General features: G+C 41.5%; 26 protein-coding genes. 2 read left to right on the top strand and 24 right to left on the bottom strand.

What is annotated here, in order from left to right; genetic code table 11:
- Position 1: 1 nt before the first annotated feature.
- From fmt to RWN13_RS14580, 8 genes are all read right to left on the bottom strand, one after another.
- Positions 2-943, bottom strand: coding sequence for a methionyl-tRNA formyltransferase (fmt, locus tag RWN13_RS14615; RefSeq protein ID WP_314065104.1), 942 nt, complete (start codon positions 941-943; stop codon positions 2-4).
- Positions 936-1,430 (bottom strand): peptide deformylase, encoded by a 495-nt coding sequence (def, locus tag RWN13_RS14610; RefSeq protein ID WP_314065102.1) that lies wholly within the window; start codon positions 1,428-1,430, stop codon positions 936-938. Before def ends, fmt begins: the two co-directional genes overlap by 8 nt.
- Positions 1,431-1,458: 28 nt before the next feature.
- On the bottom strand, positions 1,459-3,891 hold the full coding sequence (gene priA, locus RWN13_RS14605; protein ID WP_314065099.1) for a primosomal protein N': 2,433 nt from the start codon (positions 3,889-3,891) through the stop codon (positions 1,459-1,461).
- Positions 3,892-4,176: 285 nt separating this feature from the next.
- The gene (gene rpoZ, locus RWN13_RS14600) at positions 4,177-4,479 is read right to left on the bottom strand and encodes a DNA-directed RNA polymerase subunit omega (RefSeq protein WP_209531243.1); all 303 of its coding nucleotides are present in this window, start codon (positions 4,477-4,479) and stop codon (positions 4,177-4,179) included.
- A 5-nt stretch (positions 4,480-4,484) separates the two neighbouring features.
- Positions 4,485-5,099 (bottom strand): guanylate kinase, encoded by a 615-nt coding sequence (gene gmk, locus RWN13_RS14595; RefSeq protein WP_314065131.1) that lies wholly within the window; start codon positions 5,097-5,099, stop codon positions 4,485-4,487.
- 107 nt (positions 5,100-5,206) lie between these two features.
- Complete coding sequence (locus tag RWN13_RS14590; RefSeq protein WP_314065097.1) at positions 5,207-6,088, bottom strand: YicC/YloC family endoribonuclease; 882 nt, start codon at positions 6,086-6,088, stop codon at positions 5,207-5,209.
- Between the two features lie 59 nt (positions 6,089-6,147).
- Positions 6,148-6,369, bottom strand: a complete 222-nt coding sequence (locus RWN13_RS14585; protein ID WP_314065094.1) for a YdbC family protein — start codon at positions 6,367-6,369, stop codon at positions 6,148-6,150.
- A 5-nt stretch (positions 6,370-6,374) separates the two neighbouring features.
- Complete coding sequence (locus tag RWN13_RS14580; RefSeq protein ID WP_314065092.1) at positions 6,375-8,108, bottom strand: patatin-like phospholipase family protein; 1,734 nt, start codon at positions 8,106-8,108, stop codon at positions 6,375-6,377.
- Between the two features lie 204 nt (positions 8,109-8,312).
- Here RWN13_RS14580 and RWN13_RS14575 point away from each other — a divergent pair, with 204 nt between their 5' ends.
- A complete protein-coding gene (locus RWN13_RS14575; RefSeq protein WP_314065089.1) occupies positions 8,313-8,687 on the top strand; it encodes a hypothetical protein in 375 nt (124 codons plus the stop codon).
- 208 nt (positions 8,688-8,895) lie between these two features.
- On the opposite strand, the gene RWN13_RS14570 is transcribed toward RWN13_RS14575, so the two are convergent.
- The 7 genes from RWN13_RS14570 to RWN13_RS14540 all read right to left on the bottom strand — a co-directional run bounded on the left by RWN13_RS14570 (position 8,896) and on the right by RWN13_RS14540 (position 15,377).
- Positions 8,896-9,126: a hypothetical protein gene (locus RWN13_RS14570; RefSeq protein ID WP_314065086.1), complete on the bottom strand. Its 231-nt coding sequence runs from the start codon at positions 9,124-9,126 to the stop codon at positions 8,896-8,898.
- Complete coding sequence (gene acpS / locus RWN13_RS14565; protein WP_314065083.1) at positions 9,119-9,481, bottom strand: holo-ACP synthase; 363 nt, start codon at positions 9,479-9,481, stop codon at positions 9,119-9,121. The genes RWN13_RS14570 and acpS overlap by 8 nt, the downstream gene beginning before the upstream one ends.
- Entirely contained in the window at positions 9,478-10,011 is a 534-nt protein-coding gene (locus tag RWN13_RS14560) for a GNAT family N-acetyltransferase (RefSeq protein WP_314065081.1), read from the bottom strand. Before RWN13_RS14560 ends, acpS begins: the two co-directional genes overlap by 4 nt.
- A gap of 87 nt (positions 10,012-10,098) precedes the next feature.
- Positions 10,099-11,682 carry a DEAD/DEAH box helicase gene (locus RWN13_RS14555; protein ID WP_314065078.1) on the bottom strand — a complete coding sequence of 528 codons (1,584 nt, stop codon included), beginning with the start codon at positions 11,680-11,682 and terminating at the stop codon, positions 10,099-10,101.
- 139 nt (positions 11,683-11,821) lie between these two features.
- Positions 11,822-13,201, bottom strand: a complete 1,380-nt coding sequence (murF, locus tag RWN13_RS14550) for a UDP-N-acetylmuramoyl-tripeptide--D-alanyl-D-alanine ligase (RefSeq protein ID WP_314065076.1) — start codon at positions 13,199-13,201, stop codon at positions 11,822-11,824.
- A gap of 72 nt (positions 13,202-13,273) precedes the next feature.
- Complete coding sequence (locus tag RWN13_RS14545) at positions 13,274-14,326, bottom strand: D-alanine--D-alanine ligase (protein WP_314065073.1); 1,053 nt, start codon at positions 14,324-14,326, stop codon at positions 13,274-13,276.
- Positions 14,327-14,609: 283 nt separating this feature from the next.
- Entirely contained in the window at positions 14,610-15,377 is a 768-nt protein-coding gene (locus RWN13_RS14540) for a hypothetical protein (protein WP_314065128.1), read from the bottom strand.
- A gap of 211 nt (positions 15,378-15,588) precedes the next feature.
- On the opposite strand from RWN13_RS14540, the gene RWN13_RS14535 reads away from it, so the two are divergent.
- Complete coding sequence (locus RWN13_RS14535; RefSeq protein ID WP_314065071.1) at positions 15,589-16,431, top strand: class A sortase; 843 nt, start codon at positions 15,589-15,591, stop codon at positions 16,429-16,431.
- Positions 16,432-16,463: 32 nt separating this feature from the next.
- Here RWN13_RS14535 and RWN13_RS14530 read toward each other — a convergent pair whose 3' ends face one another.
- The 9 genes from RWN13_RS14530 to epsC all read right to left on the bottom strand — a co-directional run bounded on the left by RWN13_RS14530 (position 16,464) and on the right by epsC (position 22,474).
- Entirely contained in the window at positions 16,464-16,922 is a 459-nt protein-coding gene (locus tag RWN13_RS14530; protein ID WP_314065068.1) for a low molecular weight protein-tyrosine-phosphatase, read from the bottom strand.
- An 11-nt stretch (positions 16,923-16,933) separates the two neighbouring features.
- Entirely contained in the window at positions 16,934-17,389 is a 456-nt protein-coding gene (locus RWN13_RS14525; RefSeq protein WP_314065065.1) for a YaiI/YqxD family protein, read from the bottom strand.
- A 97-nt stretch (positions 17,390-17,486) separates the two neighbouring features.
- Positions 17,487-17,720 (bottom strand): Veg family protein, encoded by a 234-nt coding sequence (locus RWN13_RS14520; RefSeq protein WP_314065062.1) that lies wholly within the window; start codon positions 17,718-17,720, stop codon positions 17,487-17,489.
- A gap of 327 nt (positions 17,721-18,047) precedes the next feature.
- Positions 18,048-18,608 carry a sigma-70 family RNA polymerase sigma factor gene (locus RWN13_RS14515; protein WP_314065060.1) on the bottom strand — a complete coding sequence of 187 codons (561 nt, stop codon included), beginning with the start codon at positions 18,606-18,608 and terminating at the stop codon, positions 18,048-18,050.
- Between the two features lie 157 nt (positions 18,609-18,765).
- Positions 18,766-19,290 carry an NYN domain-containing protein gene (locus RWN13_RS14510; RefSeq protein ID WP_314065058.1) on the bottom strand — a complete coding sequence of 175 codons (525 nt, stop codon included), beginning with the start codon at positions 19,288-19,290 and terminating at the stop codon, positions 18,766-18,768.
- A gap of 27 nt (positions 19,291-19,317) precedes the next feature.
- The gene (rlmB, locus tag RWN13_RS14505) at positions 19,318-20,148 is read right to left on the bottom strand and encodes a 23S rRNA (guanosine(2251)-2'-O)-methyltransferase RlmB (protein ID WP_314065055.1); all 831 of its coding nucleotides are present in this window, start codon (positions 20,146-20,148) and stop codon (positions 19,318-19,320) included.
- Complete coding sequence (locus tag RWN13_RS14500; RefSeq protein ID WP_399553676.1) at positions 20,141-20,548, bottom strand: Mini-ribonuclease 3; 408 nt, start codon at positions 20,546-20,548, stop codon at positions 20,141-20,143. Before RWN13_RS14500 ends, rlmB begins: the two co-directional genes overlap by 8 nt.
- Positions 20,548-21,957: a cysteine--tRNA ligase gene (cysS, locus tag RWN13_RS14495; protein WP_314065052.1), complete on the bottom strand. Its 1,410-nt coding sequence runs from the start codon at positions 21,955-21,957 to the stop codon at positions 20,548-20,550. Before cysS ends, RWN13_RS14500 begins: the two co-directional genes overlap by 1 nt.
- On the bottom strand, positions 21,941-22,474 hold the full coding sequence (gene epsC / locus RWN13_RS14490; protein ID WP_314065049.1) for a serine O-acetyltransferase EpsC: 534 nt from the start codon (positions 22,472-22,474) through the stop codon (positions 21,941-21,943). Before epsC ends, cysS begins: the two co-directional genes overlap by 17 nt.
- Positions 22,475-22,481: the final 7 nt, after the last annotated feature.

Here is a 22,481-nt window from a genome sequence, read left to right as displayed (position 1 = left end):
CTTAATTCACCACTTGACCAATCTCTAGATTTTGTCCGATTCCATTTAAAAATTCAGCAGCACTTAGCTGGCCTTTTCCGGCTGGTTGCAAGCGCTCGATGACTAAGACAGTTCCTTGTCCACAGGCGATAGCAAAGTTCTTCTTGGTAATGTCAATAATAGTCCCCGGCTGAGCCGTTGTTTGTTCATCACTGACAACGGCCGCAAACAACTTCCAGCGACTTTCACCAAACATCGTATAAGCCACTGGCCAAGGTCGCATGCCACGAATTTGATTATTAACTGCTGTGGCGGTTTTTTGCCAATCAATCGCTTCTTCCTCCCGACTGATATTCGGCGAATACGTCACTTGGCTTTCATCCTGAGGAACTGGTGTAATTTTACCGGCTAAATAATCCGGTAAGGTCTCCAATAGCAACTCTTTCCCTAAAGCACTCAACTTGTCAAACATCGTTCCCACATCGTCGCTTTCGGTAATCGCTATAGCACCTTGGCGAATAATATCTCCTGCATCCATCTTCTTGACCATTTCCATAATGGTCACACCCGTTTCTTGTTCCCCTTGGATAATCGCGTAATGAACTGGTGCTCCACCCCGATATTTAGGCAACAATGAGGCATGAACGTTAATCGCCCCATGCGTCGGCGCTTGTAACAACGCTTCAGGTAAAAATTGACCAAAAGCTGCTGTCACAATTAAATCAGGTTTCAACTCAATCACACGAGCCATTTCCTCTGAGCCAGAGATTTTTTCTGGCTGCAATACTTCAATGCCATGTCTTAAGGCTCCCTCTTTAACAGGTGGTGGCGTTAAGACACGCTTTCGTCCAACTGGACGATCTGGCTGGGTCACAACGGCTAAAACCTCGTAACCCCCATCGATCAAACCATCTAAAATCGGTACAGAAAAGGCCGGTGTTCCCATAAATACTATTTTAGTCATGTTGATGAGCCTCCGTATATGCGTCCAAATCTTCTGGCGCAATTCGTTCAATAATTTTATCGGTAAATAATTTACCGTCTAGGTGCTCAATTTCATGTTGAATCGCTCGAGCAAAGTACTCTGTAGCCATCAACTCGTATTCATCACCTTCACGGTCAAAGTAGCGCACGGTTATTTCTTTCGCCCGCTCCACTGTGCCATAAATATTAGGGAAGCTTAGACATCCCTCAACATCAATGTCACTGCCACTGGCTTCGACGATTTCAGGGTTGATTAATTCAAACAGTCCTGACTCTTCATCAATCTCCACTACAGCCATTCGTAAATTTTTACCAATTTGCGGAGCAGCCAACCCGATCCCATCATGAGCGATCATGGTTTCACGCATGTCCTCTAGTAACTGGACAATCTCATCTGTAATAACCGTTACTTCCTGAGCCGGTTTTTCAAGTATTTCATTCGGATAAATCACCACTGGATAACGCATTTTTTTCCTTCTTTCTTCAGACAACTTGTTAGATAAAATTTAAGGGCTCCACATCAATTGAGATTTTTAATCCTTTGCGGACATCCACTTGGGTTTCATCTAAAATCTGCTTGAGCACAACTCGTAAATTATCTTCCTGCTTATATTTAAGAACTAATTGATAAAAATAACGATTATTAACCCGCATCACAGCTTTAGGCGTCGGGCCTAAAATAATGTTGTTAGGCGATAATACGTTCTTCAACTTCATAACAATCTCATACATCTTTTTAGCCGCCATATTCTCCTCTTCATGGCTGGCTACAATTTGAACGGTATAGAAAAAGGGTGGATAATTACCTTGGTGACGCGCCTTCATTTCCGCTTGGTAAAATCCTTCAAAATCCTGCTCCTTCGCATATTGGATGGAATAATGATTAGGATTGAAGGTTTGAATCACCACTTCTCCAGATTTTTCCGCACGCCCTGCCCGACCACTCACTTGGGTTAACAATTGAAAGGTTTTTTCAGCAGAACGAAAATCTGGCAGATTCAATGCCGTATCTGCATTAAGCACCCCTACTAAGGTAACCTCAGGAAAATCTAGCCCCTTAGCAATCATCTGCGTGCCTAATAAAATATCGGCTTCCCGATCTCCAAAGGTTTTTAAAAGCTTTTCATGAGCACCTTTGCGCCGCGTCGTATCCACATCCATTCGTAAAATCCGAGCTGTTGGGAATAACTCACGAAGTTCTTCTTCCACTTTCTGGGTACCTGTGCCATAATAACGAATCTTCTGACTGGCACAGATCGGACAGGTATGAGGAATCCCTTCTTCATGACCACAATAATGACATTTCATGGTCTTGCTATCCATGTGAAGTGTCAGTGAAATATCACAGTTTGGACAAGGCAACACGTACCCGCAATCCCGGCACATAATAAATGAGGAATAACCTCGTCGGTTAAGCATCAGTACCACTTGCTCTTCTTTTTGCAAACGATCTGTTATCTTCTCCAATAACGGATTGGAAAAGGTCTGCATTCGGCCTTTGGCAATTTCTCGACGCATGTCAATCACGTCAATTGTTGGCAACTGGGCCGCCTCATTAGCCCGCTTGGTTAACCTCAACAAGCGATAGACATTTTTTTGAGCACGTGCTCGTGACTCCAACGAAGGGGTGGCACTGCCTAAAACCACAGGACAATGATGATAACGACTACGCCAAATCGCCAAATCGCGGGCATGATAACGAGGCGTATCATCTTGTTTATAACTGCCCTCATGCTCTTCATCAATAATGATCAAGCCGATATTTTCCAAGGGAGCAAAAATAGCCGAACGAGCCCCAACAACCACTCGTGCTTCCTTGCGCTCAATTTTCCGCCATTCATCGTATTTTTCACCTTCAGATAAACCACTGTGAAGCACGGCTACCTCATCGCCAAAACGACTCTTAAAACGATGAACCGTTTGCGGTGTCAGGGAGATCTCAGGCACTAGCATAATGGCCGTCTTCCCTTCATCTAAAGCTTCCGCGATCGTTTGTAAATAAACCTCCGTCTTACCGCTGCCCGTAATCCCTTCTAATAAAAAGGTTTGATTATCTTGAGCTTTCATAGAAGCCACTATCGCTTCATAGGCAGCTAACTGCTGATCATTTAACGCCATGGCCTCATTTTTTTCAAAGGTATGATCTCCATATGGATCCCGATTGATTTCAATCTCAACGATTTCCAGCCAGCCATTGCGCTGGCCATCATTAAGAGTGCCCCGTTTAATCCCAAAATGATCATTGGCCTCTTTGACCGTCATGACCTGATCATCAGCCATGCCCTGCAATATCATTAAAAGACCTTCTTTTTGGGTCGCCCCCTTGCGCAAGCCCTGACGCTCTTCCTCAATTCGTTCAAATGACAAGCAAGATTTAAAGCCGTTTATCGTCTTGCTGCGGTTTCTTTTTTTGACTTCATAACGAATATCCAACTGCTCATTTTGACGCAACTTCATCAACTCTGGTAAACGCCCTGATAAAAGAGCCTCTTCCCATGTGATTTCATCTAACCCTTTAAAAACACCGTATAAAATATCTTCTGGCACTTCATCTATTAAAACAAGCCACTTCTGATAAGTAGCCCGCATCACACTTGGCAACATGGTTTGTAAACACGTAATTTTAAAGGAAAACGTTGTTTCTTTCATCTCATCTGCCAGCTCCAGCATTTCCTGATTCAAAACAGGACCTAGATCGAGAACAGACACAATTTCCTTCATCTCAAACTCCGACAATTCCGCCGGATTTTGATGGTCATAGGTCTTCAGTACAAACCCCTGAATATGACGATTACCATTGCCAAAAGGGACTTCCACACGCATCCCCGGACGAATTTGTTCACCAAGCTCGACGGGAATCAGATAAGTATAAGGAACATCCGTCTGCATCGTCGGCACATCTACAATCACTTCTGCTACATATGTCACATTCGCTCATCCTTTCGACCTTCTGTCGTCCTCATTTTACTAGAAATTTAACCGTTTGTCTTCTTAAAAAATAGCCTTGAACCAACAAGGCCATCACCGGCAACATGACGTCTGAGTTAGCCGTCTTTAGAATCCAGGACTCATCCTAACCTCACGTCCCGATTTAACGAACCTCTCACTCACGAATACACTTCTGAATTAACGCTGACTTCCGTTCTTCAGCCAAGCCACACAAAGCAGAAAACAGAACGAGCGCTGGGGCTTGTTCTGTTTTTTTCTGGCTATTTAAGGTTGCTCTAACTTGATTTTAGCTTCTAACTCAGCTTTTTCACGGTTACGAACAGCCATTCTTTCTTCTTCTTTACGTCTGATTAGCGCACGTTTTAATTCTGGGTTAGGGTCCATGACCACATCACCTGAATCGATTTCTTCCAAAGCTTGGCCAACTCGTTTAACTGAGTCGTATGATTCTAACATTTGTGTCGCACCTGCTTCTAATTCGTGGGCCCGTTTACTGGCTAAAATAACCAATGAATATTTTGAATTTACCTTTTCTAACAATGAGTCAATTGACGGTTTTAACATCATTTGGCTTACAACTCCTTTATCATTTTATTATATCGATGAATGACGCGATCTACTCGTAAATGCTCACTCTTAATAATGTGTTTAATCCGCTCTACGGCTAACTCAACTTGGTCATTAACAACTGCATAGTCATAATGACTCATCATTTCAATTTCCGCTTTTGCGACTTCCATCCGCTCTTCAATCACAGATAATTCATCTGTGCCACGTCCAACAATCCGTGACTTCAACTCTGCTAGATCTGGCGGTGTTAAGAAAATGAAGACCCCATCAGGAACTTTCTCTTTAACTTTCATGGCACCTTGTACTTCAATTTCTAAAAAGACGTCTTTCCCGGTATCCAATGTCCGATTGACATATTCCAACGGTGTACCGTAATAATTGCCGACGTACTGGGCGTGCTCCAACATTTGACCAGCGTCTATCAACGCTTCAAACTCATCACGGGTGCGGAAAAAATAATCCACGCCTTCTACTTCCCCTGCACGCATTCCACGTGTAGTCATCGAGACGGAATATTCAAAATCCGTTTCTTCACTATCAAATATTGCTTTTCTGACTGTCCCCTTACCAACCCCAGAAGGACCAGATAGTACAATTAACAAACCTCTTTCTGGCATCATGTCGTCCCTTTCAAATATAGTATATCTAATTAGTTTATGCTATAACGAGCGCCAATTCAAGTTTTTTCATCAAAAAGTCGAGAAAATCTTGTCATATTCTCATTTTACTCGATATTTTGGACCTGTTCACGAATTTTTTCAAGAATTGTCTTCATTTGGACGACCGCTTCTTTAATGGCTATCGGCGCCGATTTCGACCCGATGGTATTAACTTCTCGGTTCATCTCTTGAATCAGAAAATCTAACTCTCTCCCTACGCTCTTCTCAACCCTTAATAAATCAGCTAATTTTTGAATGTGGATAATCAAACGATCCAGTTCTTCATTAATATCACCCCGTTCAATCAACAAAGCCACTTCCGTTAACAAGCGGGTCTCATCAACTGCTTCACCAATCAACTCTTGGACCTTCGCTGTCAGTTTGCCCTGATAATCCTCTTCAGCCAAGGCTGCCAGCTCTTGGATTTGACTGACATGCTGCTTAAATTCACTTAAATACTGCTGAAGAACGCCTTGAATTTGCTGACCTTCTCTTAAGCGACTCTTATTCAGCTTAACTAGTGCCTCTGTTAAAGCTGACACTAAGTAGGATTCAAGTTGAGTATCCTGATCTTTATTTTCCACAATCTCAAAAAAATCATCGTGATTAATCAACCCATTGATGATGCTCTCAGAATTAAACACAGGCGAGTCATAGCGGGTCTCAGCCTCTTTCAATTGTGCCATCAGATTGTCCATCAACTGCCAATTAATAGCTAGTTGCTTCGTATCTCTTCGCTCATTTGTGACAAAAACACCTATTTCAACTCGACCACGACTTAACTCTTCCTTCACCACTTGGCGAAGCGCCATTTCAAATCCGTTATACTCCCGCGACATTCTAATTTGCATATCTAAAAAACGATGGTTGACCGATTTTACTTCCACTTCGATTTGATAGTCTTTATTAGTCAAGGTGTGTTTTCCAAAGCCAGTCATACTTTTCATAAAGCAAGCTCCCTTCCTTCTATCCATTAATCGCTATATGGCGTGGTATCTCTCTATCATTAATCCATTTCTTTAATGGCTTTTTTTAACACATCAAACTCTTCATTGCTTAAGGTAACACCTTTTCCCATTTTTTCGTGGTCAGGCGCCCAATCTCTTAAATCAAACTTAGGTGAGCGTCCATTCCAACTAACTAAGTTAAACTCTTTCCGCCAGCCCTTAGGATTCTCTGATAAAACGGCGATTTCTTCGACGATTTCATAACTAAATTCTTGTGCCATACGTCTCACTCCATTTCCTTTTCTTCAAGCCAAATCAACAGTTTAGCGACTAAATACACCGTAGGGGCCAAATTGGCCGCACTTAAAACTAATTGATCTGGAGTTTTTTTCAATTGATAGTAAAAAAAGATAACTTGCTGTTTATCAGTTGGCAAAGGCAATTCATCTGCATATAACCTTAGCCATTCTTGCAGAGATAACAACATGCCTTCTTCAGGTTTATCGGTGAGCCAATTGCCTGCTATTTTTTCTTTAATCAAATCTAGCATTCCCTCGATGGTGTAACACTCAATTGGCGAGACACCTAAAATCTTGGCACATATTTCCAGCACATATAGGGGCATCATCGCTGTTGACACCTCTTGATAAACCTGTCTAAGTTTATTTTGCCAGTCACTCATGAATTTCGGCCCGTTTAGCATCTGGCGTTCTTCCTCAGTCATACCACCTATGACACCTCGACTAAACTTCCGCTGCCACGTCTTCACATCCTTATCACCCACCTGATGGTTAAAAGTGTACCAATGTCCGATATAACGGCCAAAAGCTTTCAAGGTTTCCAAATACCCCAGCCGAATGTTCCACTGAGAACGAGCACCATCAAATAACAAGACCGTCCCTAAACTCCAAGGACTGGCCACCGTAATCAAAGGAAGCGAATCGGGAACATGAACCGGCTTGGTTATCCCCGGCCCCTTAACATCAATCACAATCAATTCAGTTGCCCCCTGTTGTAACGCGACATCTACTGGTATATTATTACGATAACCGCCGTCCACGTAATACTTATCATCAATTCTAGTGGCTTCCATGGCTGGAAAAAAAGAGGAGGAGGCTAATAACCACTGATGAAACGTTCCTCGTGGTGTCGCCTTAAAAGAAACAACCACTTCCTTCATCTGAGGTAATTGTGTGGTGCATAAAAACAAGTCCTGGCTTTTTTCCGCCATCGTCGCCTCATCTAACAAGGTTTGGATTAACTGTTGCAAGGGCTTAGTGCTCACACCTTGAGTCGTCACTGCCGACATGGCAAAATGCTGCATGTCTCTTAAGACCGCATTGACTGAAAAGCGTTTGTCCAAGCTCATTCCAGGAAAAGTTAAAATCTTTCCTGTATCAATTTGTGACCACATCTTTTCGGCTGATGCTAAATCATCTTGCAATATCAAGCCACCGTTTAAAGCCCCAACAGAAGTGCCAGCAATGAGTTCAAACTCAATCCCCAGCTCTTTAAGAGCCCGCCAAGCACCAATTTGATAGGCACCGCGAGCACCCCCACCAGCCAAAACAAGTCCTGTTTTATAATAGAGAGGCTTTTGCCAACAATTAGCTAGATTGTCATCCAACTGGTAATCCAAGGTTTTCAAACTCCCTTCAAGCAACACATTGGTTGTGGCTAGCTGTAAGATAATTCGTTTAGTCCGCGCTAACTTCCCAATCTTCTCCAATTGCTTTAACCAGAAACTCATTCCTTTTACCAGTTGATTCGAACCTGGGCTTTGCTTTAATAAAAAGCTCTTAAAAGCTAAACTTCGTCCCTCTTGGAGATAGCTAGCTACCCCCACTAAGCGACCACTTTTTTCGATTCCCACGTGTCGATGGCTCCCTTTGGAAAAGCTCTCAATAAAGGTTTGTCGTGCCTCACTATTTGTCGCAAAAAAAGGCAGCAACTGCGTGTATTGCTGAATGACTCCGGCTAATTCACGCTTATTGCCATCGTTTAGTCTCACAATTTTCACGGGTCTACCTCCTAGGTTATTCTTCTGTTACTAAGTATAACACATGGTCAAAACACAGCAAAAGACGAGCCTGCCGTTTTTTCACTTAACCGTCATTATAACTGCAGATATCAACCCTAAAATCCTCAAGAATATTTGACTTATGGAACGAATGTTCTGTATAATGAAGTCAACAACTATGACTCTAATCAGGAGGTGAGTTAATTGGCTAAGGAACGATCAAAGAATAGCGTCAAACATTTTACCAAAGTATTGTCTGATTCTTCGCAGAAATTGCTCGCAGCTTTTTTAAATGATGACATCAAGTTAAATAAAGACAAAGATAAACTACGGAAACAAATTCACCAAGCCTGCTCACAAAATTCATTTGTAGTCTTGCAAATAGCCGAGGCAAACACCCCTAATGCTGAGTTTGAAACAGCTGCTGGTAAGCTCAAAAAAAATAAAAACAACCCTGATATTATCATTTTATCAGATCAACAAACAAAAAAAATACGCATGATTCCCATTGACCATATACGGAAGATTAGCTTCCTTAAACAAAAACTAGCAAAAAAAGAGCAGCGACAAATCCCTTAAAAAACTATCCTTCAGGATAGTTTTTTTTAGTTTAATCCCTTGCTCATAAAGTATTCCACATGATCTTTTGGGCTGTTTTCAAGTGTGCCAAAACGCTCATAACCTCCCCTTAAATAAAACTCATTCCCTTGAAAATCAACCATCTCTAAATGAACCACATGGCAACCAAAGGCTCATCCAGCCGATTCCACTCGTTCCAACAGTCGCCCTAGACCTTGTTTGCGATCGTCCTGATGAATCCAAAAGACGTCAATATAAAGACTATCGTAGGACTGATTCCTCCTATTAACTGCCCCTTATGATTATGAACGGCATAAGGTAAAGGATGAGACTCCTCCTTCTGGGGTTTCGGCACTATTTCCAAGTTGTACTCATTCAATCGACGATCCAACACGTCAACGTCAACCTCAGATCCTTTTTCCAATTGAAACTTAACCACCAGCTATTTCTTCCAATATTACCTGTCCAATAGCTGTCGTATCTGTATGGGAAATTGAAACGTGCACTCGTCCATTAAAAGGTGACTTGGTCATCAACGGTCGGCCATTATCTGCCGATAAAATTTCGATATCTTTTAGCCCCACTTTACCAATCCCTGTCCCATAGGCCTTTGAAAAAGCTTCTTTACATGCAAAACGGCCAGCTAAGTATTCGCACTGGCGCCGCCCCTTCAATTCTTTGAACCGAGTAAATTCGGCCACCGTCAGCACCCGTTCAACAAACTTGGGCTTATCTGCTATTATTTTTTCCATGCGATCCATTTCCACCAGATCGACACCAATTCCCACAATCATGCTTGTTCCTCCCATTGACCTGAGCCTAGTTGATAGATCTCATATAATGTCATTTTATCCTTTTGCCGACGTTTATATTCCCCGCTATAGCTGAAACCCAGTGACCGTATCAACCCTCGCGATTTATAGTTCTCTTTAGAAATTTGGGCAATGACTGACTCGGCACCACTCTTAAAAGCAGCCTCAAGGAGCACCTTCAGGCCTTCTTTGGCATAACCACAACCTTGTTCTTCAGGCGTAATTAGGTAGGCAATCCCCAAATAAATCTCCCCTTCAATCTCTTCATTAAGCAATCCCATTAAACCAATCAATCGACTAGTCTTTTTATCTTCAACCATCAAGTAACTGTAACCATCTTCGGTATAGCGTCGAATATTTTCGGCTATCCAATCCGTTACTTGATCACCTGATAATGGCCCGCCAAACCAATCCATCAATTCGTGCTGCAAAAGTGGGCGTAGCGTCGCCTCATCTGCCACAGTGATTTTACGCAACACTAAACGCTCTGTCTCAAAATGATTTTTCATCATGCACCACTCCTCTCAAGTTAATTTTACCTGATGGCTTCTTAGATAGATAGAAAAAAGCGAAAGTTTTTCAACTTTCGCTCTTACTGATTATTTATTTGTTGTACGGATGACAAAATCACGGCTGCCTTTTTTAGGTGCGCCAGATTTCTGACCACCATCTTGGCGTTTTTTGCCACCTTGTTTATTATCCCAGCTGCTGCTACCGCTGTTGCTGCGACGACGATCGCCACCACGGCCTCCAGCATTACCACCGGCACTGCTGCGGTTGTTATCACGACGGCCACCGCCACGATTACCACCACCGCGGTTTCCACCACGATTGCCTCCACCGTTACCGCCGCGTTTACCAGCTGGTAAAGGACGTTCAGGTGTGATTTTAACTGGTACTTCTTCAGAACTTTCTTTCGCAACACTCTTAACTAAAAGAGCTGCAATATCTTCAGCAGTGTATTGCTCTAACAATTCGCTAGCTGCTGCTTGATAGTTTTCTAGGCCATTCGCTTGTAACTGACCGCGAATAGTCTCAATTGCCGCACCAATTTGACCTTCGATTGCTTCTTTTTGGCTTGGTGGACGTAGAGCTGTCATTTTTTTCTTCGTTAAGTTTTCAATTGTATGCAAGTAGCTCATTTCATTTGGTGTCACAAATGTCACTGACATACCATCGTTACCAGCACGACCTGTTCTACCGATGCGGTGAATGTAGCTCTCTGGATCTTGTGGAATATCAAAGTTGTAGACATGTGTCACGCCTGAAATATCCAATCCACGAGCAGCAACGTCAGTCGCAACTAGAATGTCTAACTGACCACTCTTAAAGGCTTTTAAGACGCTCATCCGTTTTTGTTGAGATAAATCGCCATGAATACCTTCAGCTTTATAACCACGTAATTCTAATCCACGTGCCAATTCGTCAACACGACGTTTCGTACGACCAAAGACAATCGTCAACTCAGGCGATTGAACGTCTAAAAGACGTGTCATAAAGTCGAACTTCTCAAAATCTTTACTGCGAACATAATACTGATCAATCAGATTAGCCGATAATTCAGTTGCTTTAATGGCTACATGTTCAGGGTTCTTCATAAACTTAACACCAATACGTTTGATTGGGTCAGGCATGGTTGCTGAGAACAACAACGTTTGTCTGTGGGCTGGTGTTTTAGAGATAATTTTTTCAATATCTTCTAAGAAGCCCATGTTTAACATTTCATCCGCTTCATCTAAGACAAGCGTTTCAACGTTTTCTAATTTTAATGTTTTACGGTTAATATGGTCGATTAAACGACCTGGAGTACCGACTACAATATGTGGGCCATCTTTTAATGCACGAATCTGACGACCGATATCTGCACCACCGTAGACTACTTGAACGCGTACGCGTTTGTCACGGCCTAAACGATATAACTCTTCTTGAGTTTGGATTGCTAACTCACGGGTTGGTGCAATCACTAATCCTTGAACTGAGCGGTTCTTTGGATCAATTTTTTGTAGCATAGGTAGCCCAAAAGCCGCTGTTTTACCAGTTCCTGTCTGAGCTTGTCCAATTACATCTTTTCCTTCTAGTGCTAAAGGAATAGTGCCAGCTTGTATTGGCGTTGCTTCCTCAAATCCTGATTGTTTCACAGTGCTTAATAGTTCTGGTGCTAAACCTAATTCTTCAAATTTCAAATGATATCCTCCTAGTTTCTTTAAAACAAATTCTAAATGCTCATAAATATTTAACACGTAGTCATCCTACGTTATCCTAATTGTCCACATCCGTCCTAGTATACCATGGATCAGTCAACTTTACAATGAAAACAAGCTTTTAATTTTCAAGTAAGTTTTCAACGATTTCAATCAATTTCATGCTGTTGCTACCTTTTAACAGTAACATATCCGCTGGCTGTACCTCTCCTTTTAAACGATTGATCAATTCAGGCTTGTCTTCCACCTTAAAATGAAGGACTCTCTCTGGACCAAAAATCGGCAGTAACGTTTCATAGAGAACCGCCATCTGTTGACCTAATAAATAAACCGAACTGATTTTAGCCCCATCAATATGCTTCGCCATGCTCTTATGTAAGGCTGCCGATTGTTCACCTAATTCCCCCATATCAGCTAAAACAACCAACCGATTCCCTTCAGTAGGCAACTGACTAAAGGTATCAAGAACCAAGCTCATAGCTGTCGGATTAGCATTATAAACATCGCTTAAAATCTCTGCCCCATTCCAAGCGGTTAACCACTCAGTCCGACTAGCAGTTAAATTCATTGATTCTAGCCCTCGCGCCATTTTAGCAAGTCCCATCCCAAAATAATCGCCAATCGTTAAAGCAATTAAAGCGTTGTTGATGTTGTAATGCCCTAATACCGGAATCGTCACAGCCTCTTCTCCCAGTGAAGGAACGGTAAAGGTAGTCGTCGCTTTAGTCTCCGAAACTAATTGCCCACTAATATCACTGGTCTCCACCCTGCCAAATTTAATCACTTCCGCCGTTACTGACTCTAACAGGCTTTCTAATAACGGCTCATCTCCTGGGACAACTAATAATCCTTCTGGTTTCAGCCCCGCCACAATTTCCATCTTCGCCTGAGCGATTCCCTGACGACTTCCTAAAAATTCAATATGGGACTCACCAATCATGGTAATCGCCGCCACATCAGGAGTTGCCAGCTGACTCAAGACTTCAATTTCACCAAAATGATCCATGCCCATTTCTAGGATTAGCATTTCAGTATAAGCTGGCATGTGTAAGATTGTATAAGGCAAGCCAATATGATTATTGTAATTCCCTTGCGTTTTATACGTGACAAACTGCTGACTTAAGACACTGGCAATCATATCTTTAGTCGTTGTTTTACCATTACTGCCTGTTACACCAATCACTTTTGGCCCAATTGTTCCTAAATAATACTTAGCTAACTGCTGAAAGGCCACCAGGGTATCCGGCACCACCAACACAGGGAAGTCCTCAGGTAACTCCTTGATAGACTCACTCCAAAAAGCCAATACCGCTCCCTTATTGACGGCTGTCTGAATAAATTCATGACCATCTCGGGTACCCCCTTGTAGCGGAACAAAAAGCGCTCCTCCTTCAATCTTACGAGTATCAAATTCCACAGCACTTACCCTGATATCTGCCCACTCTTGCCAGTTGTTTGTCGCGCCAACCACCTTGGCTATATCTCTAATCGATAATTCCATATAATGCCCTCCTGTCATAACTCGTCACGGTAGACGCCATAAAAGCTGAACGAAATCGTCCAGCACTTATGATTATTCTTCGTACATAATAGATAACTTTTGACGTTGCTCAAAACGCATCATGCCCAGCTGTATTAGCTCTTCGATCAAATCGCCATATTTAATGCCCATCTCTTCCCATAACAATGGGTACATGCTGAAAGGGGTAAACCCTGGCATGGTATTTAACTCATTTAAGAATAATTCATTATTGCTAGTTAGGAAAAAGTCACAACGACTCAAGCCACTGCCATCCAGAGCCAAATAAGCTTGCTTCGCGTATTCTCGGGCTTTCTGATGAATTTCCTCAGGAATTTCGGCCGGAATTTGCAGGGTCACCGTGTTGTCGATATATTTTGATTCATAGTCATAAAAGTCAACGGTCTTAACAATCTCACCTGCTACAGTTGTTCGCACTTCTTCATTACCCAAGACAGCCACTTCGATTTCGCGAGCTTCAATTCCTTGTTCCACAACCACACGCTGATCAAAGCGGAAGGCCTCCTCAATGGCCGCTTGCAGCTCCTCACGGGTTTCCGCTCGGCTGATGCCAACGCTTGACCCCATATTAGCTGGTTTAACAAACATTGGATAAACCAATGAGCCTTCGCACTGACTAAAGACCTCTTCAGGAGTATCCTTCCACTTAGTTTTAACTACCGAGACATAGGGAACTTGAGGAATGCCAATTTGTTGCAAGATGTATTTGGTCATAATTTTATCCATGCCACAAGCGCTAGCTAAAACACCTGCCCCAACATAAGGGAGATTCAAAATTTCCAACAAACCTTGAATAGTGCCATCTTCGCCATTTGGTCCATGTAAAATCGGGAAAACAATACTGTCTTCTTCTTTAATCGCCGATGGTTCAATCACTTCGGCTGTTGCCGGTGTTAAGTACAACTCCGCTTCCGTTTTCGGCGCCTCTTTCATCAAAGGTCCTTTTAACCACTGACCTGCTTTCGTAATGTATATCAGTTGGACTTCATAATATTCGTAATAGAAAGCTTGCAACATCGAATAAGTCGATAAAATCGAAATATCGTGTTCCGCACTCTTTCCTCCGTAAATTGCAATGATTTTCAAATCATTTCCTCCTCTAAGTCTAGCGACAACGCATTTCCATCGTGAAATACCTTTACAGACATACTTTCTAATTCGTTACTCCCACTGGAATAAACACGCTCAATTGTTTCAACAGACAATTTTAAATCATACAGCTCTTTCATACTAGAGTCAAAATTTAACTCTTGGCGGATAGACTTATTATAACAATTTTTTAGGATAAAAAAAAGACTAGAATTTACCCGCTATTTCCTCGGTAGTTCTCAGTCTTTTCTGCTTGTCATCACGCTACTCTGTGATAATATTATATTTGTTTTAAATTAGGTAATAGATCCCATTCATCCTGTTGAACCGCCCAAGTTTTAGCGCTCAAGTCATAGGTGATCAACGCAATCCGATCTTCTTGTCTAAATTTACGACTGTCAATCGTTTTAAATTGATCTTCTACCACATAAACGGGAATACTGTATCGTTGATCTGTCAGTTCCTGTTGTTTAAAATCCAACACAACGCCTTCTTGAAACACCGAACGGAACTCTTTCATCAAACTTGCATCCATACTTGCTACAGGGGTTGCCGCTTTAAAAAATGATTTTCGCTCATTGATTTTTTGAAAAACTCCCAAACGAACTTTTTCAGCCACAATCTCATAAAAATCATCGAGACGGCGATAGAAAATTTTTGCCAGATTATCTTTTTTTTCAAAATAAACAAAATTATTTTGTAATTTATAAAAAAACGGCGAATGAAGTTGGGTTGCCATGTGACTAAAATAGAGTAATTCAGCAATTTCCATCGGGGTTAACTGCTGCAAAAAATGCAGATCCCTGAAATCAATCCACTTTATGTCAACCTCGCGCCTTGGATTGTTAAAATAAGCCTCCACTTGAGCTTGACCACGGATCATTTTTAACCCTGTATGGGGTTCGAATTCACCTTCAGTCGCATTCGGTTCCAAAAGCAAAATGTTTTGAGGTTTTTCAGGAACTGAGACTGCAAAATCAGCTATACTTAATCCTTTAGAAAGCACTGAATTGCTAATTGTATCCAAATGAATGTAAATATATGCCATTGCCACTGTCCCTCACCTCTCCCTATCCACTACTATATACCATTCTACCCCATTTCACGAACAATTTGGGCCTAATCTTTTTTAAGTTTTGATTACATTCGTCTTTTAGAAACCGTTTACCAGACATACGTTTGTAATAAACTTTTCCTTAAGACACTCCCGGAACGTTTACATTGAATATTTGAGTGTGATATTATATGATAGAATGAGAATGTTTCGCGAACACGTTTATGCGAAATCAGACAAAGGCAGAGAGCTAATCCTTTCTAGTCTTATAAGAAAGGTGGTTATTCCAATCGCAAAAAGCAGACGATCACAATCCCGCTCCAAGAAAAAAAAATCATCCTTAAAAAATAAACTCATTAACGTATTATTAGCGTTAATGTTAATTGTTGGCTTAGCTTTAGTCTTTAATAATCAAATTAAAAACCAAATTGTTAAGTGGATGTCCAACAAAAATCGAATTGAACACCTATCTCGGAAAGACATCGAAAGCAATATGGAAAAAGACGTTAGCTTTGATTTTGATGCTGTTGAATCGCTTGATTTTGAAACAGTTGTCAAATCGCGAGTTTACCAAGACCAGTTATATGTGGTCGGCGGGATTGCCATACCAGATATCGGATTAAACTTACCGATTTACAAAGGACTTTCTAACTACGCCTTATCAGCAGGAGCAGGTACCATGAAAGACGGTCAACAAATGGGCGAAGGAAACTACGCCTTGGCCAGTCACAATATGAACGACGGCAGCTTACTTTTCGCTCCCTTAAGTAATATTCCGGCTCCCGAGACCAAAGAAACCCTCATGTACTTAACCGATTTAGAATATATCTATACGTATAAAGTAACCATGAAAAAATATGTCGATCCAAGTCAGTCACAAGTCATTGACGATGTGGAAGGTAAAAAAATGTTGACCCTTGTGACCTGTGACTTTTCCGGTGCCGAACGTTTAATTATTCAAGGTGAATTTGTCAACAAAGTATCAGGTAAAAAAGCAACGACTGCAATGACCAACGCCTTTAATCTTGAAACCAATACATTTAAATAAAAAGCATGTCGCCAAGGCGACATGCTTTTTATTTATTGGAGAATTAAGTCCAACCACTTCGATGTAGCCCTATCCACTAACTCAAAGGTTAAGTCAAAATCCCCTGTATAATAAGGATCCGGCACTTCTTTCCGAGAACTCTCAGGTAACACCTCCAATAACAGATGAACCTTTTCAGTCATTCCAGTGGGTGCCGATGCCAGTAGGTCCGCTTTATTTTGATTATCCATCCCAATAATCCAATCAAACTCAAGAAAGTCACCTGATGTCATTTGCTCAGAAGACATTCCCTCACAGCTAATCCCTTGTGATTTAAGCTTTTGGCGTGTGCCTCTATGAGGTGGGTTCCCTTCTTCCCAATGGCTAGTTCCTCGGGATTCAATATGAAATTGATCCATTAACCCCCGCTCCGTTACTTTTTGACGAAAGACAGCTTCTGCCATTGGCGACCGGCAAATATTTCCTAAGCAAACAAACAAGACTTTATGCACAACCATTCCTCCTAGTTATTTTTAGATAATTCACTTACTATTCTATTGAAATTTTTCTGAAACTTCTCTCGATCCTCACCTGAATATTTTTTAGGACCTTTAGTCCGTTGCCCACTCTTTCTTAACTGAGCGCCCATATAACGAGACTCAAGCATCTGACCAATATTTTCTTGTGTGTATTCATACCCCAAATGGTGCATAACCCTGACTCCTTTTGGCAGGACCAACGATGCCAGACCATAGTCTTGAGTAATTAGCATATCTCCAGGTTTTATTAATGCCACAATTCGATAATCGGCAGAATCCGCCCCTTCGTCCACATATACCACGTTAACATTTTCCGGTAGCGCCTTACCTGAATGATGAGATAAACTTGTGACCAAGGTCACTTTAAGCCCTGCAACCTGAGCATCACGATAAACCTCTTCCTTTACAGGACAAGCATCACCATCAATATAAATTTCCATCTATTTGCCTCCTTCTCTATTTTTTTCTATTTTTAGACAAAATAAAAAGCCTTAAACTGTAGGCTAGTTATTTTTACGTATCGTTTTTGTAGAGATTTTATAAAAACTCAACCTCTACAGTGTGAGTTAAGATGTCAGTATAACTATAGGAAACTCTTTCGAAAGAGTTTTCACCTTGGTCTAAATCGACAACAAAAACAGCTGGATATGTTTCAGACAACGTTCCGCGATGTTCTGTTTGACGCTTACGACCTGTTTGAGCGACTAACATAATCTTACTTCCGATGCGATCTTCCATTTTCTTTTTAATTGTTGATAATGTTGTTGGCATCCAATTCACCTCTGGCGATATTGTACCACATTTTTCAGAAAATTTCAAGTTTATCACAAAATTATTCCAATTGCAACAAACATTAAGTTTTTTTTATAATTGTGTTCTTTTTATGAACTTTCACAAACAAAAAGCCCTTACTTCTTGTCTTTCCCGTCAAGATACTGTTTTATGTTGCTCTCCATTTGTTCATAAATTTATTTTTCATTTGTTGCAAACACTTCCGTCTCTTCAAGGTCCACCATCTCACAACCTATCCCCTAGCTCGTTAGATAAGTTGACCTTGAAGTCCTTGGAAGATAAAGAGAGGTTACCGCTTCCATTTCTTTACATTTCCACTCGAATTTTCCTTTTAACGCGATCTATCGCATTATTGACTTGAGTGACTGTTAATTCCGCAACCTCACTAATTTCCTCTGCCGATTTCCCTAATAATAAATTAAGCCAAACAATTAACTCGAACTTGGATAATCTCTTTGAATAATCTTTCAATAAATCCCGTAAAACAATCCCGTCAATAAAGTCTTGCGTCACTTCCCCCTTGATAACCCTATCTCCAATCCGTTCATTCAACTCTTCCAAAGAGACGTTATCTAAACCACCGTTTCTTTTCATTGCCATTTGAGATCTAAATAATGAGATAACATGGTGCTTAAAATTAATCGAAAAAAAAACTAGTAAACTTTTACCTTGCGACTTATCAAAATTTTCTCTGGATTTCCAATAAACAAGTCGTGCTTCCTGCAACCAATCATCTTGATCGTAACCATTCAAATGGTAGCATCTCATGAGTGAAAAAACAATTCTCCGACATCTCTCAAACTCCAACTTAAACATATCTGAATAGGCATCTTCAGAAAATCCATTGACATTTACTTCATCAAACATGGCTCCCCCTTTACTAAGTAATCAAATTGTTCACCTCTCTTTTTTTGATAATAGCATACTAAATACGCCGAAAAAAAGGGAACATTAATTCTTTTTTCTCCGCATTTTTTACACCTGTGTAAAAATAAAGACCTGCTAAACTCTTAAGGCTAGGCGCTCAAGAGTCTGACAAGTCTTTTAATAACTGTTGCAAATCAGTCAGTTGTTCCAAATTCCAAGCAGAATTCCGATGGGCATTAGCCAGTCGAAAGGATCTGGTTTCTTGCTCAATCTTTTTGCTAGTCAATTGGATATCCTGGTGTAGCTCATTCGCCGATTTTCGTAAAGCCCCTTTTGAAAAGACCAGCCACTGCTCAGCTAAATCACTGGTCGCTACGGTGACTTGCGTCAAGCGGGACATCAATTCCCCAGCCATTCGCTCTATGTAACTATCAGCCGTCTCATCCGTTTTTGTAAAGATTACCGTCAGTTGATATTTCCGGTATTCCTGTTGCATACCCGGAACGAGCTGGGCATCAAAAACCACAATGACTTCAAGGCCTTCATATTTTGCATAATTAGATAACTTAAAAAGTAACAGGTCTCTGGCATCTCCTAATTTTTCCTGATTTTTCAAAAGCGTTAGTTCTTGCCAGGCGCCTATCATATTATAGCCGTCCACTAATAAGATCTGTCGTTTCATTCACACCCACCTCCTTCCATCTTATTTTTAACCGCGTTTACGGAATACTTCGTAAATCAATAAACCAGCAGCAACACCTGCATTCAAACTTTGAACGTGCCCGACCATCGGAATGGACAACATTTCATCCACCTCTTTTTTGAGACTTGGAGACATTCCTTTGCCTTCATTGCCGATTACCAGCGCAATCGAGCCAGAAACATTCCAGCTGCGATAATCAGTGCCGTCCATGTCCGTCCCAAAAATCCAAAACTGTTGCTCTTTTAAAGCTGTAATAGCTTGCTTTAAATTCGTGACACGCGCCACTGGTACATGTTCAACAGCTCCCGTTGAGGTCTTTGTTACAATTGACGTAATCCCCACAGCACGATGTTTAGGAATAATAACCCCATCAACACCTGCTGCATCTGCGGTCCTCAAAATCGAACCAAAGTTATGAGGATCTTCAATGCCATCTAAAATCAAGAAAAATGGCTCTGCCTTTCGCTCTTTTGTTTGAGCAATTAACCCTTCAACAGTTAAATACTCAAAGGGAGTAATCCCCAGAACCGCCCCTTGGTGAACTGCGCCGTCTGTCAGTTTGTCCAATTTAACTTTGGGCGCCCAAGAAACAGGCACAGAAAATTCAGCTGCCAACTCTTTTAACTCTTGAATTTTTGGACCACTTAAGTCCTCTTGTAAAAATAATTTATTTCCTCGATTATTTTTTAAAGACTCAACCACCGCATGACGTCCCACAGCAAAATCTTCATTAGGCTCGTTCTCAACAGGTTGCTCTTGGCGACGAGGTTTGCCTTTAGCGTCTCCATCATTTCGTTTCTGTTTTTGACGTCCAAACTCGTTTTGTTTTCTAGCCATCTTGCTTCTCCCCTATCGTCTTAATACACCATTGAACCAACTCTTCTAAGCGTGTTTTCTGTTCTGTTAAATGCAAGTAACCGAATAAAGCTTCAAAGCCTGTAGACACTCGATAGGTCGTAATATCGGCATTTTTAGCAGACGTATGACTCTTGGCATTCCGCCCTCGTTTGTACATGACCGTTTCTTCTTCTGTCAACAGCTCTGCCTTTAACATCTCTTTCATCAAATAACTTTGAGCTTTGGCCGACACATAAGTTGTGGCCTGACGGTGAAGCATATTCGGTTTAGTTTGACCTTGTCGAATCAAATAATCACGAATGTAGATCTCATAAATCGCATCTCCGACATAAGCCAGGGCTAGTCCATTTAATAATTTAAACTCTTTTATTTCTTTCATTAATTCCGTCTCCATCTGGTTCCCTGAGGGGTATCTTCTAAGGTAATGCCTTGTTCTTTCAATAAATCACGAATTTCATCACTGCGAGCAAAGTTTTTGGTTTGACGGGCTTCTTCCCGTTCAATCATCAACTGATCAATCGCATCGTCTAATAACTCTTGTCCACCTAGTTCGATGCCAAAAATGGTTAACCACTCTGTCAATAAGTTCAACGCCTGCTGACTAACAACTAAAGAGACTTGGTCTTCCTGATTATAGCTATTCAGCCATTTTACCAGCTCATAGACAACTGTAATGCCGTTCGCTGCATTAAAATCGTCGTCCATCTCCATGATAAATTTGTCGCTCATTAGTGATAATTCTGTCAATTTAACAGCATCATCCGACAAGCTCGCCTGAGCATCCTTTTGACGAAACTGCGTATTTTGATACGCCGTTTTGATCTTCTGTAAATTATTTTCAGCATCTGCCACGGTTGTTTCATTAAACGGAATCGGTCGACGGTACTGAGTGGTTGCTAAAGCAAACCGAATACTTTCAGGATTACCATTGGCAATAAAATCATGAGCCGTCACAAAATTACCTAACGATTTACTCATCTTTTCACCGGATTCACCGACCGTTAAATAACCATTATGCATCCAATAATTAGCAAAGGTATGCCCTGTTTTCGCCTCGCTTTGAGCAATTTCATTTTCATGATGGGGAAACTCTAAATCTTGACCACCACCATGAATGTCGATGGTCTCGCCTAACAGCTTAGTAGCCATAACAGAACACTCAATATGCCAACCCGGTCGCCCAGGTCCCCAAGGAGATTCCCATGAGATTTCAGCAGGTTTCGCACTTTTCCACAAAGCAAAATCCAATGGATCCTCTTTCTTAGCTAGCTCTTCACCTGTACGATTACTGGCACCAATTTCTAGCTCGTCGATCGACTGGTCACTTAACTGACCGTAGTTAGCAAACTTTCGGGTGCGATAATACACATCACCTTGAGAAACGTAAGCATACTCTTTTTCAATTAAGGCGTCAATAAACTCGATAATGTCGTCCATGTACTCCACCACTCGCGGATGTTCACAAGCCGGCTTAACGTTCAACGCAGCTGTATCTTCGTGAAAGGCCGCCACAAAACGATCAGCCAATTCTTTCGGCGAAATCCCTTGAGCCTTAGCTTCACGAATGATTTTATCATCCACATCCGTAAAGTTAGACACATAATGGACCTGATAGCCCCGATATTCCAAGTACTTACGAATCGTATCAAAGGCAATCGAACTGCGGGCATTGCCGATATGGATGTAATTATAGACCGTCGGCCCACAAACATACATCTTAACCTTCCCAGGTTCCAACGGAACAAAGGTTTCTTTTTCACGTGTTAAGGTATTATATATTTTTATCATCTATCTGACTCCTTTTCTGCTTAACTACTTTTGCTGGAATTCCCACAGCGGTGGCTCCCGCAGGAATATCCATTAAGACCACTGCAGAGGCACCAATTTTTGCGCCTTCACCAATCGTAATAGGTCCTAAAATTTGAGCCTGTGCTGATAATAAAACGCCGTTTTCAATCGTCGGATGTCGTTTACCGCACTCTTTCCCCGTCCCACCAAGGGTCACCCCATGAAATATCACCACATCATCGCCGACTTCAGCCGTCTCACCAATTACCACACCCATGCCATGATCAATAAATACTCGTCGGCCAACCGTTGCCCCTGGATGTATCTCAATCCCTGTAATAAAACGCCAAAACTGCGAGTTGATGCGAGCTAATAATTTAAAACCATGTTTGAACAGAAAATGGGAAACCCGATGAGCCCAAATAGCATGGAGACCGGGATAGGTTAAGATGACCTCAAGAGTCGTTCGCGCAGCGGGATCATTTTCTTTTACAGCTTGAATATCTTCTAGTCTCATCTTCCTC

Source organism: uncultured Vagococcus sp., from assembly GCF_963518325.1.
Lineage (GTDB): Bacteria > Bacillota > Bacilli > Lactobacillales > Vagococcaceae > Vagococcus_D.
The sequence above is the reverse complement of the archived record's forward strand: the minus strand, read 5'-3'. Positions and strand labels throughout refer to the sequence as shown.